Below are 17,851 nucleotides of genomic sequence, written 5' to 3' on the forward strand. Positions count from 1 at the left end.
GGTGGTCCGGTGGGGACCAGGGGTGCATCGGCAGCCCATCTGGAACTACCGACAAGAGGATGGTGCACCAGTGAGCGCCCCCCTGAACTCCCCGGACGGGACCGGCGACCAACCGACACCGGCCGAGCGCTACGCCGCCTTCCAGCGCGACAAGCCCTACCCGATGCTCAAGGAGTTCTCCGGCCTCTACGGCTTCGAGCTCGACGACTTCCAGATCCGGGCCTGCCAGGAGATCGAGGGCGGTCGCGGCGTGCTGGTCGCGGCGCCCACCGGTTCGGGCAAGACCATCGTCGGCGAGTTCGCGATCCACCTGGCCCTGCAGACCGGCCGCAAGGCGTTCTACACAACACCGATCAAGGCGCTGTCCAACCAGAAGTACCACGACCTGGTGAAGCGCTACGGCGCCGAGAACGTCGGCCTGCTGACCGGCGACAACGTCGTCAACGGCGAGGCGCCGGTGGTCGTGATGACCACCGAGGTGCTGCGCAACATGCTCTACGCGAGCTCGCGCACCCTGCTGGGTCTCGGCTACGTCGTGATGGACGAGGTGCACTACCTCGCCGACCGGATGCGCGGCGCGGTCTGGGAGGAGGTCATCATCCACCTCCCCGAGTCGGTCACGCTGGTCTCGCTGTCGGCCACCGTCTCCAACGCCGAGGAGTTCGGCGAGTGGCTGGCGACCGTCCGCGGTGAGACCACGACGATCCTGGAGGAGAAGCGGCCGGTGCCGCTCTTCCAGCACGTGATGGTGGGTCGGCGCCTGCTCGACCTGTTCGCGTCCTCGGACGTCGACGCGAGCGCCGGCTTCGTGAAGGAGGGGGCGCCGGTCAACGACGAGCTAACCCGGATCGCCCGCGACGACTGGGCCAGCACGCGGTTGATGCGGGACCGCAAGTCACCCCGCAAGGGCAAGCCGGGGTCGTCGAAGAATCCCCGCTCCGAGGGCAGCGGCCGCCGGGTGTGGATCCCGAGCCGCGTCGAGGTCGTCGAGCGGCTCGACCGCGAGGGCCTGCTGCCGGCGATCATGTTCATCTTCAGCCGCGCCGGCTGCGACGCGGCGGTCAGCCAGCTCGTCGGGGCCAACGTCCGGCTCACCACGGCCGCCGAGCGCGACCACATCTTCATGCGGGTGGAGGAGGCGTCGCGCGCGCTGCCCGAGGAGGACCTCCACGTCCTCGGCTACCACGAGTTCCTCGACGGGCTGACCCGCGGCATCGCCGCCCACCACGCCGGCCTCCTGCCCGCCTTCAAGCAGGTGGTGGAGGAGCTCTTCCAGGCAGGGATGGTCAAGATCGTCTTCGCCACCGAGACCCTCGCGCTCGGCATCAACATGCCGGCCCGCACGGTGGTCATCGAGAAGCTGTCGAAGTGGAACGGCGAGACGCACGCCGACCTGACGCCGGGGGAGTACACGCAGCTCACCGGGCGAGCCGGTCGACGTGGCCTCGACATCGAGGGCCACGGCGTCGTGCTCTATCAGCCCGGGATGAACCCGCGCGAGGTCGCCGGCCTCGCCTCGACGCGTACGTATCCGCTCCGCTCGTCGTTCCGGCCGTCCTACAACATGGCCGTCAACCTCGTGCACCAGTTCGGCCGGGCGCGCTCGCGCGAGCTGCTGGAGCAGTCGTTCGCGCAGTACCAGGCCGACAAGGCGGTCGTCGGGCTCGCGCGCCAGGTGCACAAGGCCGAGGAGGCGCTCGACGGCTATCGCGACGCGGCGACGTGCCACGTCGGCGACTTCATGGAGTACGCCGGCCTCCGCCGGAAGATCTCCGACCTCGAGAAGGGCGCGGCCCGTGAGCGTCGGCAGGACCGACGGGCCGAGGCGCTCGACTCCCTGGGCCGGCTGAAGCCGGGCGACGTCATCAACGTGCCGGCCGGCAAGTTCAGCGGACTGGCAGTCGTGATCGACCCAGGGCACGCCGGCGACGAGCCGCGGCCGTACGTCGTGACGGCCGACCGGCAGGCGCGGCGCCTTGCCGCGATGGACTTCCCGGTGCCGGTCGAGGCGATTGGCCGGCTGCGGATCCCGAAGTCCTTCAACGGCCGCAACCCGGCGATGCGGCGCGACCTCGCGACGGCGCTGCGTGCGAAGCCGCGCGACAACGACGGGCCGTCGCGGCGTACGAAGCAGGACTCATTCGGCGACTCGCCCGCCGACCGCGAGATCGGGCGGCTGCGCGCGGACCTCAAGGCGCACCCGTGCCACCAGTGCCCTGAGCGCGAGGACCACGCGCGCTGGGCAGAGCGCTACTACAAGCTCGAGCGCGACACCGAGACCCTCAAGCGCCGCGTCGAGACGCGCACCAACACCGTCGCGCGCACCTTCGACCGCGTCTGCGACGTGCTGACGGCGCTGGGCTACCTCGACGGCGACAAGGTGACCGAGCAGGGCTCCCACCTGCGGCGCATCTACACCGACATGGACCTCGTCGCCGCCGAGGCGATCCGGGCGGGGCTCTTCGACGAGCTGGCTCCGTCCGAGCTCGCCGCGGTGCTGTCCGCGCTGGTCTTCGAGGCGCGCCGAGCGGACGACGCGTCGTCGCCGAAGATGCCCGGCGGGCAGGTGCGGCCGGCGCTCGCCGAGCTCGTACGCGTATGGGGTCAGCTCGACGCCCTCGAGCGCGACCACAAGCTCGACTTCCTCCGCGAGCCCGACATGGGGTTCGCCTGGGCGGCCTGGCGCTGGGCCGAGGGCGACGACCTCGACGACGTGCTTCGGGTGACCGGACTCTCGGCGGGCGACTTCGTCCGCTGGATGAAGCAGCTGCTCGACCTCTGCGGGCAGGTGGCCGACGCGGCCGGCGACAGCCCGCTCCGCTCCACCGCGCGAGCCGCGGCGAAGTCGCTCAAGCGGGGCGTGATCGCCTACAGCGTGCTGGCCGAGTGAGAGGGTGCCTGACATGACCGCTTCCTCCGACCAGCGCCTCCTGCTGCTCGACACCGCGTCGCTCTACTTCCGCGCGTTCTTCGGCGTCCCCGATTCGCTGCGCGCACCCGACGGCACCCCGGTCAACGCGGTGCGCGGGCTCATGGACTTCATCAGCCGGCTCCTGGGGGAGTATGACCCGACGCACCTGGCGTGCTGCTGGGACGACGACTGGCGCCCGCAGTGGCGCGTCGACCTGATCCCGTCGTACAAGTCGCACCGCGTCGTCAGGGCGATCCCCGGCCCGCGACCGGACGTCGAGGAGGTGCCCGACCCCCTCGAGACGCAGATCCCGATCATCGAGTCCGTGCTCGAGGCCTACGGCATCGCGAAGGTCGGGCACGCCGAGATGGAGGCCGACGACGTCATCGGCACCCTGGCGACCGGTGCCGGCATGCCGGTCGACATCGTCACCGGCGACCGCGACCTCTTCCAGCTCGTCGACGACGAGGCGGCGGTGCGGGTGCTCTACGTCGCCCGCGGGGTCAGCAAGCACGAGCGTGTCGACAACGCGTGGGTGCGCGCGAAGTACGGCGTCGACGCCGACCAGTACGCCGACCTCGCGACGCTGCGGGGCGATGCGTCCGACGGGCTGCCGGGCGTGGCCGGCGTGGGCGACAAGACCGCCGCGACGCTGCTCAACCGGTTCGGCACGGTCGGGGGCGTGGTCGAAGCGGCCGCCGATCCCGACTCCGACATGGGCCCCGGTCCGCGCGGGAAGATCAAGGCCGCTGCCGACTACCTCGCCGTCGCGCCCCGGGTGGTCGCCGTACGCCGCGACCTCGACCTCGGGTCGCCCGACCTGACCCGCCCGCGTACGCCCGCCGACCACGACGCCGTCGTCGCGCTCGACCAGCGCTGGGACCTCGGTCAGTCGGCCGTACGTCTCGTGCAGGCGCTGTCCGGCTCCGACTAGTCTGACCCGCGTGAGCACCTCCGACGTCGAGTCCAAGGACCGCCAGATCCTGTCCCTGCTGGCGGCTGACGGCCGGATGTCCTACACCGACCTCGGCAAGGCGACCGACCTGTCCACCTCGGCGGTGCACCAGCGCGTCAAGCGGCTCGAGCAGCGCGGCCTGATCCTCGGCTACGGCGCGACCGTCGACCACGACCAGCTCGGCCGCCCGCTGACGGCGTTCATCTCGATCACGCCGATCGACCCGTCCCAGCCCGACGACTACCCCGAGCGCCTCGAGGGCATCCCTGAGATCGAGTCGTGCTGGTCGGTCGCCGGCGACGAGTCCTACATCCTCAAGATCCGGGTCGCCACCCCTCGCGACCTCGAGGACCTGCTCGCCCGTATCCGTGGTGCCGCCGGCGTCTCGACCCGGACCACCATCGTCCTCTCCACGCCGTACGAGAACCGCCCGGTGGAGTAGCCGTTCTTTTGTCGGAGTCACCGCTTAGGCGGTGACTCCCGCGCGGGTAGGCCTTCGCAACAGCCCAACAGCGCAAGAGTCAGCCGAGGTGTGTGACCAGTGGGATCCTCGAGGCCTTCCTCGGTCGTCAGCCGAGAGGTACGTTCACGGGGCCCGTACAGGTGCGCTGCACCCGAACCCGTTCGTCGACACCCGTGACGAGGAGCCCGCCGATGACGACCCCGTTGACCGACCTGGTGCGGCGAGAACGCCGGGGCTTCCTGGACACGCTGGGGTCCCTGTCGACCGAGCAGTGGGACGAGCAGTCGCTGTGCAGCGGGTGGAGAGTCATCGACGTCGCCGCGCACCTGGCGTGGGCGCCGGTCCTGGGGCCGGCAGCCGGAGCTGTCGCGATGCTTCGCAACAGGCTGTCCGTGAACCGGATGATCGCCGCCACGGCAGTGGGCTGGAGCGAGCGCGGACGTACCCGGATCATGGATCAGCTCGAGCGCAACCTGGAGTCCGGCGCGAAGCCGATCGGCATGCCCACTGTGGCCGCCCTCGCTGACGCCGTCGTACACGGGATCGACGTACGACGTCCGCTCGGGCTCACACACCCGATCCCTGCAGACGCCCTCGGCCCAGTGGGCGAGTTCGTGCTGCAGACCCCGTGGCCCTTGAACGGTGTCGTCGGAGGCAACGCCGCTCGTCGGATCGAGGGCGTACGCCTGGTGGCGCGCGACGTCGAGTGGTCTCGTGGAGAAGGGCCAGAGGTGACTGCCTCAGCCGAGGCGATCGCACGTCTTCTCTATGGTCGCCCGGTGACGCCCGATGAGCTTGCGGGTCCGGGCGCGAAGGTCCTTGGCTTCCGCCTCTGACACTCAGGCGGCCGCCGGTGACCGCTTGGCCAGGATTGCCCGGATGCGCTGCGCGGTCGCCTTGAAGTTCTCGAGATCAGCCCATCCGATCCGGATGCAGATCCACCCAGTCTCCTGACAGATGCGCTCCTCCCGCTGCTTCTCACGCATGACGTAGTCCGCGAGGGACTCGCCCTTGCGGCGGTGCAGCAGGTACTTGAGCCGACCGTCGAACTCGAGGAACACGCCGTGCCGTCGCCAGACGAAGTCCACCCGACCCAGCAGCCTGCCGTGGGCGTCGAAGACGTCCACCTGGGGCTCGGGAAGGAGGATGTTCTCCCGATAGAGCAGGTGGAAGGTCCTGCTCTCCGCGATGCTCGACAGCTTGGGGTTGGCGAGACCGAGAGCGATGCGTACGCCGAGGGTGTTGGGCCAGTGCTCGGTGCGCGCGGCCACCTCGCGGACCTCGGCCAAGGTCGTACGCCGAGCGTGAAGCAGGGCGTTGAGCATGCAGAATCCGAGCTCGGAGTCGCTCGTGGTCAAGATTTCGATCGCGGTTCTGGCCGCGCTGGAGACGGGCACGCCGTGACGAAAGGTGATGTCGGGCAGGTGCAAGCTGCCGGAGTGGTGGACGATCCCTGCCTCGTGTCGCCCGGCCACGCCGTCGGTCCGGGTCAGGGCGACGTCGTCGAGGCAGAGGCGCCACAGGGAGTCGAGGTGCTCCGCCATGGCCGACTGGTGCGTGAGGACGCTGGCCGGGTGCGCCGTCCTGAGCACCGCTCGTGCCCGTGCGCGGTGTCGGTCCCGGTCAGAGTCGAGCAACGCCCAGAGCTGGTGATCGACGTAGGCCCCGTAGCGCAGGCGATCGATGAGTCCGCACGCGAGGGACCGCGCGATGTCGCGGTCGCTTCATCCCGCGTCGATGAGCTCGCGCCGGAGCCAGACGTCGTGCAGGCCGATCGGGAAGTTCTCACCGTTGTCCATGGGACGAACATGAACGAGCGCGCGGACACCGCGGGCGTGACGCCTGCTTGCCCTGTGGACGAGGCACGCGCGGGCCGTCTTGTGGACAGAAGCCGGCCCACGCCCGGGCCGGGGCGCCGGTGGAGGTGCGCGAACTCCGACGCGGTTGGGCCGTTGCAACGGCCGACCTGTGCAGGAGTCACCGCTTAGGCGGGGACTCCTGCAGAAGGAGGCGTCAGTAGGCCTGGAGCGCGGCCGTACGGCGCGACGCCTCGGCCATCTCGGCGGCCTTGAGCGAGGCCTCGTCGAGGCGGCCGTGCTGCTCCCACCACTGCTGGCCGGCGGCGGGGAGGGTGTGGATCGGGTCGTAATACTCGTAGTGGCGCGACAGGGCGTCGGCGTCGTCGGACTCGATGGACGTGCGGTAGTTCTTCGTCCAGTAGGAGATGCCGCGCTCGGTGTCGTAGTCGGCGAGCTGGTGCACCCACCGCTTGCCGACGAACGGCACGTCGCACACGATGCGCGGGGTCGCGAAGCCCGGGAGGTAGCCCATGATGTGGTGCTGCAACCGCTGGGCGTCGGCGACCGAGACCCGCCAGTGCTCCGAGAACGGGATCATGTCGCACATGTAGAAGTAGTAGGGCATGATCTGCGCGCCGTCGAGGAGGCGGAAGCACAGGTCGAGGAGCGCGTGCGGGTCGGCGTTGACGCCGTTGAGCAGCACCCCTTGGTTGCGTACGTCGCGCAGGCCGGCGTCGAGCATCGCGCGGGTCGCCTCGGCGACGATCGGCGTGACGGAGTTCGCGTGGTTGGTGTGGGTGTGCATCGCCAGCGAGACGCCGCGCGAGCGGGCGATCGTGGCGACCCGGTTGACGCCCTCGACGACGTCGGGCTGCAGCCAGTGCTGCGGGAGGCCGATGAGGGCCTTCGTCGCGAGCCGGATGTCGCGGATGTTCTCGATCTCCATCACCTGGGTGAGGAACGCCTCGAGACGGGGCCACGGCATGTTGGCCACGTCGCCGCCGGACACCACGACGTCGCGCACGGACGGCGTACGACGCAGGTAGTCGAGCATGTCGCCGATGCGGTCGTTGGGCTTGCCGCCGAACTTCAGCTTCTCGATGACCGGCGTCGAGTTGCCGACCAGGTCCATGCGCGTGCAGTGGCCGCAGTACTGGGGGCACGTCGGGAGCAGCTCGGCGAGCACCTTCGTCGGGTAGCGGTGGGTCAGCCCCTCGGTCGCCCACATGTCGTGCTCGTGGAGCGAGTCGCGCGCGGCGTGCGGGTGGGAGGACCAGTCGGTGCGACGGTCCGAGAACACCGGGATCATGTAGTGACGGATCGGGTCGGCGTAGAACGCGTCGGTGAGCGACCCGGCCCCGTGCGGCTCGACGTCCGGCGCCATCGTGTTCATCATCTGCGGCGGCACGAGCATCGACATCGTGGCCCGCTCGGCCTGGTCGCGCTCGAGGTCGGCGTAGAACCGCTCGTCGACGAGGTCGCCCATCAGCTCGCGGAACTGCTTGACGTTCTTGATGCAGTGGGCGCGCTGCCACTGGACCGACGCCCACTCCTCGGCGGTGACATCCTTCCACCCCGGGAACCGGGTCCAGTCCGGCTCGACGAGCTCGACGCGCTGGTAGGGGTAGGGCTGGCCGGTGGCGAGGGCCATGCCCGGTCGGCTGGCGGTCTCGATGCTCATGGTTCTCCTCGGGGGTTCTGCGTCGGTGAGGCAGTGTCGCGGCGCGCCGGTTGTGTGTGCGGCGACACATCTGAAAGAGTACGTGGAGAACGTGCGGCCAGTCCAATGCCACGCCGCAAGATTTGCTGCTGTTGTGGGGATAGACGAGAAGGATCACCTGTTATGAATCCGTCGACGGAGCTCCGCACCGGAGATCCCACCGGCCTGCACCGTGTGCTGGACGACCGAGTCGTGCTGCCGCAGGCCGCACAGCGCCTCGACACCCGCGCCGACCTCTGGCCCGACGAGGTCAGGGTCCGCGTGGAGAGGCTCAACCTCGACGCGGCGTCGTTCCGCCAGCTCGAGCGCACGCACACGAAGTACGGCGAGACCGACGGGGCCGCCGTACGCGCCGAGGTGCTCGACATCGTCGCCTCGCGCGGCAAGATGCAGAACCCCGTGACGGGCTCGGGCGGCATGCTCGTCGGCACCGTCGAGGAGGTCGGTCCCGACTCCCCGCTCGGCCTCGCGGTCGGCGACCGGGTGGCCACGCTCGTCAGCCTCACGCTGACCCCGCTGGTCATCGAGGACGAGCTCGCGAGCTGGGACGGCCACAGCGAGCAGGTGCCGTGCGACGGCTACGCCGTGCTCTTCGGCCGCTCCATCGCTGCGGTCATCCCTGACGACCTCGACCCCGCGCTGTCGCTCAGCGTGATGGACGTGTGCGGCGCACCGGCCCTGACCGCGCGCGTGGTGGGGGAGTACGTCGACCGCGCCACCCTTAATGGGACCAGCGCGCCGACCGTCACCGTCATCGGTGGTGCGGGCAAGTCCGGCTCGCTGAGCCTGGCCGCCGCCCGTGCCGCGGGCGCGGCGCGCACCATCGGCGTCGTGCCGCACGAGGCCGAGCACGACCTGCTCGCCGGAGCCGGCCTCGCCGACGCGGTGACGATCGCCGACGCCCGCGACCCGATCGCGCTGCGCGACGCGGTCAGCGCGGCGGGTGGACCTGCGGACGTGACCGTCGTCTGCGTCGACGTCCCCGGCTGCGAGGGCGGGGCGATCCTCGCCACCGCGGAGGGCGGCACCGTCATCTTCTTCTCCATGGCCACCAGCTTCAGCGCCGCCGCGCTCGGCGCCGAGGGCCTCGCCGCCGACGTCCGGATGCTCGTCGGCAACGGCTACGTCCCCGGTCACGCGGCGTACGCGATGGAGCTGCTCCGCGCCGACGCCGGCGTCCGCGGACTCTTCGAGCGGAGGCTCTGATGGCGAAGCGGACCAGCCAGCTCGGCATCGACACCGCCGACGTACGCCGGGCGCGCACCCTCGCCCGTCAGGTCGGCAAGCCGATCGTCGACCTGGCCACCCAGCACACGACCGTCTCGGTCGAGCGGGCCACGCTGCGCCTGGCGGGACTCGGCGGCGCCGACCCCGACGGCACGCCGTGGGTCAACCGCCTTGCCGACGCCGTACGCGCCGACGTCGGGCTCGAGCACGGCGTCAGCCTGCCCGTCTGGGACGCGCTGCTCCGCGGCGAGGCCGACGACCTGCTCACCCTCGCGCAGAAGGCGGCCGCCGGGTCGGTGACGTTCCGGATCCCCGAGGGCCGGGACGCGACCCGCGCGACGTCAGCGTCGCGCAAGGCGGTCGGCGCCGGCATCAAGCAGATCGACCGGCAGCGCGCCTCGCGCGAGAAGATGATCGCCAAGATCGGCGACGCGCCGAGCAAGCCGTGGATCTACCTCATCGTCGCGACCGGCGACATCATGGAGGACATCCCGCAGGCCCAGGCGGCCGCCCGCGAGGGCGCCGACGTGATCGCGGTGATCCGCTCCACCGGCCAGTCGCTGCTGGACTTCGTGCCCGAGGGCGCCACCCGTGAGGGGTTCGCCGGCACGTACGCCACCCAGGAGAACTTCCGCCTGATGCGCGCCGCACTCGACGAGACGTCGCGGGAGCTCGGCCGCTACGTCCGGCTCACCAACTACGCCTCCGGCCTCTGCATGCCGGAGATCGCGGCGCTGGCCGGCCTCGAGCGGCTCGACATGATGCTCAACGACTCGATGTACGGGATCCTCTTCCGCGACATCAACCCGATCCGTACGTTCGTCGACCAGCGCTTCAGCCGTCAGGTCCACGCCCGCGCCGGAATCATCATCAACACCGGCGAGGACAACTACCTCACCACGGCCGACGCCATCGAGGCCGCGCACACGGTGACGACGAGCCAGCTGCTCAACGAGTACTTCGCCAAGGAGGCCGGGCTCGAGGACTGGCAGCTCGGTCTCGGCCACGCCTTCGAGATCGACCCCGAGGTGCCCGACTCGTTCCGCCTCGAGCTCGCCCACGCGATGCTCGCCCGCGAGCTGTTCCCCGACGCGCCCCTCAAGTGGATGCCTCCGACGCGCCACATGACCGGCGACATCTTCAAGGGCTACCTGCTCGACGGCTTCTTCAACCTCGTCGGTGCCCTCACCGGCCAGGGGATCCTGCTCGTCGGGATGATGACCGAGGCGGTCGTGACGCCGTGGATCTCCGACCGCGACCTCGCCCTGCAGAACGTCCGGTACGTCATGAACGCCGCGGGCAAGCTGCACGAGGACTTCCGGCCCGCGCCCGACGGCTTCATCGCCAACCGGGCCCGCGAGGTGCTCGGCGAGGCCGTCGCCCTCCTCGAGGAGATCAAGGACGACCGTACGGTCAAGGGCCAGCCGCCGCTGCTCTCCGCGATCGCGGACGGCACCTTCGGCCTGATGAAGCGGCCGCCCCACAAGGGCCGCGGCCTCGACGGCGTGGCGCGCAAGGCGTCGGACTACTACAACCCGGCGACCGAGATCCTGGAGGCGAAGTGAACCTCATCCGCCCGTACGGCGACACCACCGGCGACGGCATGGTGCAGCTGTCCTTCACCCTCCCCATCGAGCACTCCAAGGTCGCCGAGGGCGCCGCGGTCCAGCTCGCCAACAAGATGGGCATGGACCCCGCGCTCGTCGTGCACGCCAAGCCGATGGGGGAGGGCTTCACGTTCTTCGTCGTCTACGGCCGGGTCAACCACCTCGTCGACCCGAGCACGGTCGAGGTCGTCGAGCGCGACTACCCGCTGCTGACGCCCAAGGAGGCCAACGCCGCGATCAAGCGATCGATGCGCCGCCGCCTGGTCGTGGTGGGCGGATGCATCGGCACCGACGCCCACACCGTCGGCATCGACGCGATCCTCAACATCAAGGGCTTCGCGGGCGAGAAGGGCCTCGAGTACTACCGCGAGCTCAAGGTCGTGAACCTCGGCGCGCAGGTCTCGGTGCCGCAGCTCGTCGAGGCGGCCCGCGAGGAGAAGGCCGACGCCGTCCTCGTCTCCCAGGTCGTCACCCAGCGCGACGCCCACCTGCTCAACACCCGCGAGATGTCGGCGGCCTTCCGCGAGGCCTACCCGCCCGCCAAGCGCCCGCTCCTCGTCGTCGGCGGTCCACGCTTCGACGAGACCATGGCCGGCGAGCTCGGTGTCGACCGCGTCTTCACACGGGGTACGACGCCGGGCGAGGTCGCCTCGTTCATCGTGCACCGCCTCACGTCCACCCCGACCACGAAGGAAGCGTCATGAGCACCAGCCGCGTCGGCACCGTCGTGACCCACCGTCGCTACGTGCCGTACTCCCACGCCCACTACGCCGGCAACCTGGTCGACGGCGCCTACAGCCTCGCCCTGTTCGGCGACGTCGCGACCGAGATGTGCATCGTCCTCGACGGCGACGAGGGACTCTTCGCGTCCTACTCCGACGTCCAGTTCAAGGCCCCGGTCCGGGCCGGCGACGTCCTCGAGATCACGGCCACCCTGGTCAAGGAGGGCACCCGCAGCCGGGTGATGGAGTTCGCCGTCCACGTCATCGGCCGCGGTGCCCCGACGGACGACGCGCCCGGTGCCGCGGAGGTCCTCGACCCGCCGGTCGTCGCCACCACCGCGACCGGCACCGTGGTCGTACCCCCCGCCCCGGACCGCACCGCGAGCTGACCCTCGGCGTGTCATCCAGCGACACGCCGAGCGGCGCAGTTTTAACGATCCGAGTTTCGGCGTGAACACCCCTCCTTGACCTGCGGTTTCGCGCATTCGTGCAGGTCACGCACGTGTTGACACTCCCACTCCCGCGGGGCAGGGTGCGGTCGTCCGCCTGTGCAGCTCGTGGGTGGCGCCTTCGGCAGCGGGAGGTCCGACGTGGGGTACGCGAAGCCAGCGATGCCCACCGTCCGGCGTCTTGTCGAGCGCGCCCTGCGAGGGCCGGATGCGGGAGGAACCACGGAGCCGTAGACAACTTCGCGCGATCGACAGCCAGTCGGTCGCGTGTTGGTCCGAAGCCCCGGCGTTCCTCCCGCACCCTGCAGGCGCTCGTACGTCGGCTACGGTCTGGGACGTGCCGCTCCGCTGCCTCGTCGCCCTGGTCGGCGGACTCGTGCTCGCGGCCGCCTTCGAGCCGGTCGGGTTCTCGTGGTTGATGCCTCCCGCGATCGCGGCGCTCGTGCTGTCCGTCCGCGGCCTGCGCCCGCGCTCCGCCTGGCTGCCGAGCCTGCTCTTCGGCATCACCTTCGCCTACGCCGTGATGGTGTGGATGCGCTCGGTCGGCACCGACGCGTGGATCGCCATGTGCGCCCTCGAGGCGTCCTTCTTCGTGCCGCTGGGCGTCGGGCTGGCCTGGAGCATGCGACACCGCGCGTGGCCCCTCTGGACGGCCCTGTGGTGGGTCGGCGTCGAGACCTGGCGCAGCGGCTTCCCCTTCAGCGGGATGCCATTCGGTCGGCTCGTCTACGCCACCGCGGACACCCCCTGGGCGGAGTCGCTCCCGTGGATCGGGATGACCGGCGTCAGCCTCCTCGTCGCCCTCACCGGGACGAGCCTCGCCTGGGTGCTGCTGCAGCTGCGCGACAGCACCGTCGACCGCACGACGTACGCCGTCGTCGCCGGGCTCGCGGTCGTCACGGTCGCACCCGTCCTCGTGCCGTTCCAGGTCGTCGAGTCCGGCACCACCACCGTGGCCGCCGTCCAGGGCAACGTGCCCGGCACGGGCCTCGACGTCGTGGCGCACCACCGCGAGGTGACGGCCAACCACGTCCGGCTCACCGAGGAGCTCGCGGGAGCGGTGGCGCTGGGGGAGCAGCCCCAGCCCGACTTCGTGGTGTGGCCGGAGAACTCGACGGCCGTCGACCCCTTTACGGACGAGGGCGTCCACGCCGGCATCATCGCGGCCTCCGACGCGATCGGCGTCCCGGTGCTCGTCGGCGGTGTCTCGGGCGACCCGCTCGACGAGACGCACGTGCTCAACCAGGGCATCGTCTACCGCCCCGGGCTGGGCAGCGGCGACCGCTACACCAAGCTCCACCCGGTGCCGTACGGCGAGTACATCCCGTTCCGCGGCAGCCTGATCCCCGCGACGTACGGCAAGCTGACGATGGTCCCGCGCGACATGGTGCGCGGCACCAGCCTCGAGCCGATCCGCATCGGGGACGTCCGCGTGGCCGACGCGATCTGCTTCGACGTGGCGTACGACGACGGCATCGGTGGCCAGGTGGCGCGCGGCGCCGAGCTGGTGACGGTGCAGACCAGCAACGCGATGTTCAGCCGGACCGGTCAGCTCGCCCAGCAGTTCGAGATCAGCCGGCTGCGCGCCCAGGAGACCGGGCGCTGGGTGGTCGTCGCGGCCGTCAACGGCATCTCCGGCGTCGTCAGCCCCGACGGCGAGGTTGTCGCGTCCGTCCCGGCCCGCGGCCAGGAGGTCCTCGTCGAGACCGTCGGGCTGAGCACCACGATCACACCCGCCGTGCGGCTCGGGGTCTGGCCGGGGCGGCTGGCGCTCGGATTCCTGGTCCTGCACACGGCACTCGTCGCGATCACCTATCGTCGTCGCCGTCACGGCGACCACGCCGTCGACCCGATCGTGGAGCGGAGTGACCCAGCGTGAGCGTCGAAGGCCTCGGGCGGTGCGTGATGGTGATCCCGACCTACAACGAGGTCGAGAACCTCGAGTGGATCGTGGGGCGGCTGCGCGCCGCGCAACCGGGCGTCGACGTGATGGTCGTGGACGACAACAGCCCGGACGGCACGGGGAAGCTGGCCGACCGGATGGCGGACGCGGACGCGGCGATCTCTGTCGTGCACCGCACCGAGAAGGCCGGGCTGGGTGCGGCCTACCTCAACGGCTTCGACGTGGCGCTGAAGGCCGGCTACGACGTGATCGGCGAGATGGACGCCGACGGCTCCCACCAGCCCGAGCAGCTCCACCTCCTGCTCGACGCGCTGCGCACCGCGGACCTGGTCATCGGCTCGCGCTACGTGCCCGGCGGGTCGGTGGTCAACTGGCCGCTCCAGCGGCTCGCGCTCTCGCGCGGCGGCAACCTCTACGTGCGCCTGCTCCTCGGCATCAAGGTCAAGGACGCCACTGCCGGCTTCCGGCTCTTCCGCCGCTCCACGCTGGAGACGATCGACCTTGGATCGGTGCTGTCTACTGGATACGTGTTCCAGACCGACCTCGCCTACCGCACGGTGACCCGCGGGCTCACCGTCGCGGAGGTGCCGATCGAGTTCATCGAGCGCGAGCGCGGCGACTCCAAGATGAGCGGCCAGGTCGCGAGCGAGTCGCTCAAGCTGATCACCCGCTGGGGCCTGTCCGAGCGCCGCGCCCGGTTGCGCCGGGGGCGGAACCGGCCATGAGCCACCCGGCCGCACCACGGCGTACGCCGACCCGCCGTCGCGGGTGGCTACGCCCCGTGCTGGTCGCCGCCTTCGTCCTCATCCCGCTCGCGGAGATCTGGGCGATCCTGCAGGTCGGCCAGCTCGTCGGTCCGTGGTGGACCATCGCCCTGCTGGTGCTCGACTCGATGATCGGCGCGTGGCTGATCAAGCGCGAGGGCGGCCGCGCGTGGGCCGCGCTGCGCCAGGCCCTGCAGCAGGGGCGGATGCCGGCGCGCGAGCTCGCCGACGGCGCTCTCATCCTCATCGGTGGCACGCTCATGCTGAGCCCGGGCTTCGTGCTCGACCTGGCCGGCATCCTGCTGATCCTGCCCTTCACGCGACCCGTCGCCCGGCGGCTGCTCACCTCGGTGGTCGAGCGCCGGCTGGTCGTCGTGCCCACCTTCGGTGCCGGGTTCGGACCCGGCTTCGACTCGGGCAGCGCTGGCCCGGGAAATGGCAGACGCCCCGGACCTGGGCCCGAGGGCCCGGTGGTCCGGGGCGACGTGGTCGAGTGAGCTGAGCCGGAAGGCTCAGGAGACCCGCTTCTTGCGGTTGGCCCGGTGCAGGTGCGCGGGGCCGATCGCTCCGCCGCGCAGCAGCTCGAGGCGCTCCTTGAGGATGTCCTCGAGCTCCTTCTCCGAGCGACGCTCCAGGAGCATGTCCCAGTGCGTACGAGCCGGCTTCTCCACCTTGGCCTCCGGCAGGATGCCGGCGGTGCTGAGTGCCTCCGCCCCACAACGGGGACACTCCCAGTTGGCCGGGATGTCGGCCTCGACCGACATCGTGACCTCGAACTCATGGCCCTGCTTGCACAGGTAGCCGACCTGCTGACGAGCAGCGAACTCGATGCCTCGCTCGTCCTCAAAGCTCTGGCCGCCGAGCCTCGCGCCACGCAGTGTGCGCTCCGCCACCGTGCCCACCTCCGTTTGGGTTGCTGACACCCGTTGTTGTGTTTCGGGTAAAGGTGAGACGGACCAAACGGTGATCCGTGACGCCGCTCGTGACGGCGCGGCCCGCCTCTATGATCTTTCAACCGTAGCGGGGCAGCCCACATTCCACGGATTCGCTGAGCGTGGACAGGCCGCTCAGGCGGGGTGAACTTCACCCTCAAGGGTGCAGTGCGCCGCGGTTACGCCGCAGAAAACGTGTGGGTCAGATCACCCGCGGTACGTCGTTGCCGGCCTCGCGGATCCCGCGCTCGGTGTCGACCCGGGTCAGCAGCAGGCCACCGACGACGAAGAACACGATCAGCGCGAAGATCGCCGGTCGGTAGGAGTCCGTCACCGCCAGGACGATGCCGAAGGTGGCGGTGCCGAACCAGGACGTTCCTCTGTCCATCGCGTGGTAGAAGCTGAAGTACTCCGCCTCCTTGCCACGCGGGATCAGGAGGGAGAAGTACGACCGCGCCAGGGCCTGGGTGCCGCCGAGGACGACGCCGATCGCAGCTCCGAGGATGAGGAAGAACGGCACGTTGCCCGCGGGCAGGAACAGGGCGACCGTCACGATGACGCACCAGATGCCGAGCCCGAACAGGATCGACTGCTTCGCGCCCCAGCGGGCGGCCAGCCGGCCGAAGAGCAGGGCACCGCCGAAGGCGACGAACTGCACCATCAGGATCGTGGCGATCAGGATCGTCTGGGAGTGGCCGAGCTCCTCGGAGCCGAAGACCGAGGCCGAGGCGATGACGGTCTGGATGCCGTCGTTGAAGAACAGGTACGCGAACAGGAACGTGAGCGCCATCGGATAGTTGCGCATGTCGCGCAGCGTCGCCGCCAGCTGGCCGAAGCTGCGCCGCAGGGCGGTGCCCTCGACCTGCTCGACGTCGACCGGGGGGTGGTCCTTGAGGCGCAGGTACGGGATGAACGTGAAGCCGGCCCACCACGCGGCGGCCGAGAGCATGCACAGGCGCGCGGCCAGGCCCTCGTCGAGGCCGATCGCGTCGCGGCCGAGGTAGACGCCGAGGTTGATCACGAGCAGGAGGCCGCCACCGAGGTAGCCGAAGGCCCACCCGCGCGAGGAGACCCGGTCGCGGTCGTTCTCGTCCGAGATCAGCGGCAGGATCGAGTCGTTGACGACGCCAGCGGCGCCGAAGAACAGGTTGCCGAACACGATGCCCACGGCGGCGAGCAGCCAGTTGTCGCCGGTCGCGAAGAAGATCAGCGCGGCGAAGAACGAGCCGGTCCACGCCAGCGTCGCGAGCAGGCGCTTCTTGTTGGCGACCCGGTCGGCGTACGCGCCCAGGGGCGGCAGGATCACCGCGGACAGGATCGTGGACACGGTGATGAGCCAGAAGAACAGCGAGTCCGGCGGCAGCGTGAACGGGCCGACGTCGAAGCGCCCCTCCTCGCCGCCCACGGCGTTCTCGGCCAAGCTGATGAAGTAGGGCCCGAAGAAGACCGTGCCGATGGTGGTCGTGTACGCGCTGTTGGCCCAGTCGTACCAGTACCAGGCCTTTTGCTCCTCGGCCTGGGCGAGTGGTCTGAGGTTGGCGATCCCGCCGTCGATGTCGGTCATCAGTCACCTTCCGGAGCCGGCTCGGAGCCGTGCCACTGTCCGCGATCGCGGAGCACGTCCCTGAGTATGTCCGTGCGATCGGTCATGATGCCGTCGACACCACGGTCCAGGAGGGTGTTCATCTCAATTGGGTCGTCGATGGTCCAGACGTGCACCTGCACGCCGGCCGCATGCGCACGGCGTACGAGCCCGGGCGACACCACCACGAAGCGACCCCGACGATGCGGCACCTGGAGCGCGAGCGGCCGGCCCCGCGTCAGCAACCGGGCCAGTCGGGCGCTCGGCGACAGGACGAAGGCCACCACCTCGAGGGGGTGGGCCGAGGTGGCGACCCGGCCGGCCGTACGTCTCCGGAAGGCGCCCATCCGCCGGCCTGAGAACGACCCGACCAGCACCCGGTGCCACGCCTGGCGCTCCTCGATGAAGGCGGCCAGCGCCTCCACCGAGCCCTCGGACTTCAGGTCGATGTTGAAGCGGGCACCGGGGAAGGCGTCGAAGAGCTCGGCGAGCGTCGGCACCGGCTCGCGGCCGCCGATGAGCGCCTGCTGCACCTCGTCGTAGGTGGTGTCGGCGATGCTGCCGGTCCGGTCGGTGACCCGGTCCAGCACCGTGTCGTGGAACGCGAGCAGCACGCCGTCGCTCGTGACGTGGACGTCGGTCTCGAGGTAGGTGTAGCCGAGGTCCACGGCGTGCGTGAAGGCCGCCATCGTGTTCTCCAGGCCCTCGATCTCGGGGTGGTAGGCGCCACCACGGTGGGCAAAAGCCAGCGGGCGGGGCGAGTCGAGGTAGTGCGGTGAGTTCACGGCAGAAGTATGGGGCTGAGGAGTACCTTCGG

The 17,851-nt window shown here is 70.3% G+C and carries 16 protein-coding genes; 11 read left to right on the forward strand and 5 right to left on the reverse strand.

Annotation, left to right across the window (positions count from 1 at the left end; translation table 11 throughout):
• Window positions 1-163: 163 nt before the first annotated feature.
• The 4 genes from EUA94_RS15980 to EUA94_RS15995 all read left to right on the forward strand — a co-directional run bounded on the left by EUA94_RS15980 (window position 164) and on the right by EUA94_RS15995 (window position 5,165).
• Window positions 164-2,890 carry a DEAD/DEAH box helicase gene (locus EUA94_RS15980; RefSeq protein ID WP_129427978.1) on the forward strand — a complete coding sequence of 909 codons (2,727 nt, stop codon included), beginning with the start codon at window positions 164-166 and terminating at the stop codon, window positions 2,888-2,890.
• Between the two features lie 13 nt (window positions 2,891-2,903).
• Complete coding sequence (locus EUA94_RS15985; protein WP_165356931.1) at window positions 2,904-3,845, forward strand: 5'-3' exonuclease; 942 nt, start codon at window positions 2,904-2,906, stop codon at window positions 3,843-3,845.
• A gap of 10 nt (window positions 3,846-3,855) precedes the next feature.
• Window positions 3,856-4,308 (forward strand): Lrp/AsnC family transcriptional regulator, encoded by a 453-nt coding sequence (locus EUA94_RS15990; RefSeq protein ID WP_129427891.1) that lies wholly within the window; start codon window positions 3,856-3,858, stop codon window positions 4,306-4,308.
• Window positions 4,309-4,520: 212 nt separating this feature from the next.
• Window positions 4,521-5,165, forward strand: a complete 645-nt coding sequence (locus EUA94_RS15995) for a maleylpyruvate isomerase family mycothiol-dependent enzyme (RefSeq protein WP_129427892.1) — start codon at window positions 4,521-4,523, stop codon at window positions 5,163-5,165.
• A 3-nt stretch (window positions 5,166-5,168) separates the two neighbouring features.
• On the opposite strand, the gene EUA94_RS16000 is transcribed toward EUA94_RS15995, so the two are convergent.
• A complete protein-coding gene (locus EUA94_RS16000; protein ID WP_129427893.1) occupies window positions 5,169-5,873 on the reverse strand; it encodes a hypothetical protein in 705 nt (234 codons plus the stop codon).
• A gap of 469 nt (window positions 5,874-6,342) precedes the next feature.
• On the reverse strand, window positions 6,343-7,809 hold the full coding sequence (locus tag EUA94_RS16005) for a KamA family radical SAM protein (RefSeq protein ID WP_207210580.1): 1,467 nt from the start codon (window positions 7,807-7,809) through the stop codon (window positions 6,343-6,345).
• 162 nt (window positions 7,810-7,971) lie between these two features.
• On the opposite strand from EUA94_RS16005, the gene kdd reads away from it, so the two are divergent.
• The 7 genes from kdd (at window position 7,972) to EUA94_RS16040 (ending at window position 15,017) form a co-directional block, all read left to right on the forward strand.
• Window positions 7,972-9,054, forward strand: coding sequence for an L-erythro-3,5-diaminohexanoate dehydrogenase (kdd, locus tag EUA94_RS16010; RefSeq protein ID WP_129427894.1), 1,083 nt, complete (start codon window positions 7,972-7,974; stop codon window positions 9,052-9,054).
• Window positions 9,054-10,640, forward strand: coding sequence for a lysine 5,6-aminomutase subunit alpha (gene kamD / locus EUA94_RS16015; protein WP_129427895.1), 1,587 nt, complete (start codon window positions 9,054-9,056; stop codon window positions 10,638-10,640). The genes kdd and kamD overlap by 1 nt, the downstream gene beginning before the upstream one ends.
• Window positions 10,637-11,386, forward strand: coding sequence for a lysine 5,6-aminomutase subunit beta (gene kamE, locus EUA94_RS16020; RefSeq protein WP_129427896.1), 750 nt, complete (start codon window positions 10,637-10,639; stop codon window positions 11,384-11,386). Before kamD ends, kamE begins: the two co-directional genes overlap by 4 nt.
• Entirely contained in the window at window positions 11,383-11,793 is a 411-nt protein-coding gene (kal, locus tag EUA94_RS16025; RefSeq protein WP_129427897.1) for a 3-aminobutyryl-CoA ammonia lyase, read from the forward strand. The genes kamE and kal overlap by 4 nt, the downstream gene beginning before the upstream one ends.
• Window positions 11,794-12,190: 397 nt before the next feature.
• Window positions 12,191-13,732: an apolipoprotein N-acyltransferase gene (gene lnt / locus EUA94_RS16030; protein ID WP_129427898.1), complete on the forward strand. Its 1,542-nt coding sequence runs from the start codon at window positions 12,191-12,193 to the stop codon at window positions 13,730-13,732.
• A 26-nt stretch (window positions 13,733-13,758) separates the two neighbouring features.
• Window positions 13,759-14,481, forward strand: coding sequence for a polyprenol monophosphomannose synthase (locus EUA94_RS16035; protein WP_129427981.1), 723 nt, complete (start codon window positions 13,759-13,761; stop codon window positions 14,479-14,481).
• On the forward strand, window positions 14,478-15,017 hold the full coding sequence (locus EUA94_RS16040) for an FxsA family protein (protein ID WP_129427899.1): 540 nt from the start codon (window positions 14,478-14,480) through the stop codon (window positions 15,015-15,017). The genes EUA94_RS16035 and EUA94_RS16040 overlap by 4 nt, the downstream gene beginning before the upstream one ends.
• A gap of 15 nt (window positions 15,018-15,032) precedes the next feature.
• Here the strand turns inward: EUA94_RS16040 and EUA94_RS16045 are convergent, their stop codons facing one another.
• The 3 genes from EUA94_RS16045 to EUA94_RS16055 form a co-directional block, all read right to left on the reverse strand.
• Window positions 15,033-15,413 (reverse strand): RNA polymerase-binding protein RbpA, encoded by a 381-nt coding sequence (locus tag EUA94_RS16045; RefSeq protein WP_129427900.1) that lies wholly within the window; start codon window positions 15,411-15,413, stop codon window positions 15,033-15,035.
• Window positions 15,414-15,654: 241 nt separating this feature from the next.
• Window positions 15,655-17,016 (reverse strand): MFS transporter, encoded by a 1,362-nt coding sequence (locus tag EUA94_RS16050; protein WP_129427901.1) that lies wholly within the window; start codon window positions 17,014-17,016, stop codon window positions 15,655-15,657.
• Complete coding sequence (locus EUA94_RS16055) at window positions 17,016-17,819, reverse strand: glycerophosphodiester phosphodiesterase family protein (protein ID WP_129427902.1); 804 nt, start codon at window positions 17,817-17,819, stop codon at window positions 17,016-17,018. Before EUA94_RS16055 ends, EUA94_RS16050 begins: the two co-directional genes overlap by 1 nt.
• Between the last annotated feature and the right edge of the window lie 32 nt (window positions 17,820-17,851).

Source organism: Nocardioides zhouii (genome assembly GCF_004137345.1).
Lineage (GTDB): Bacteria > Actinomycetota > Actinomycetes > Propionibacteriales > Nocardioidaceae > Nocardioides > Nocardioides zhouii.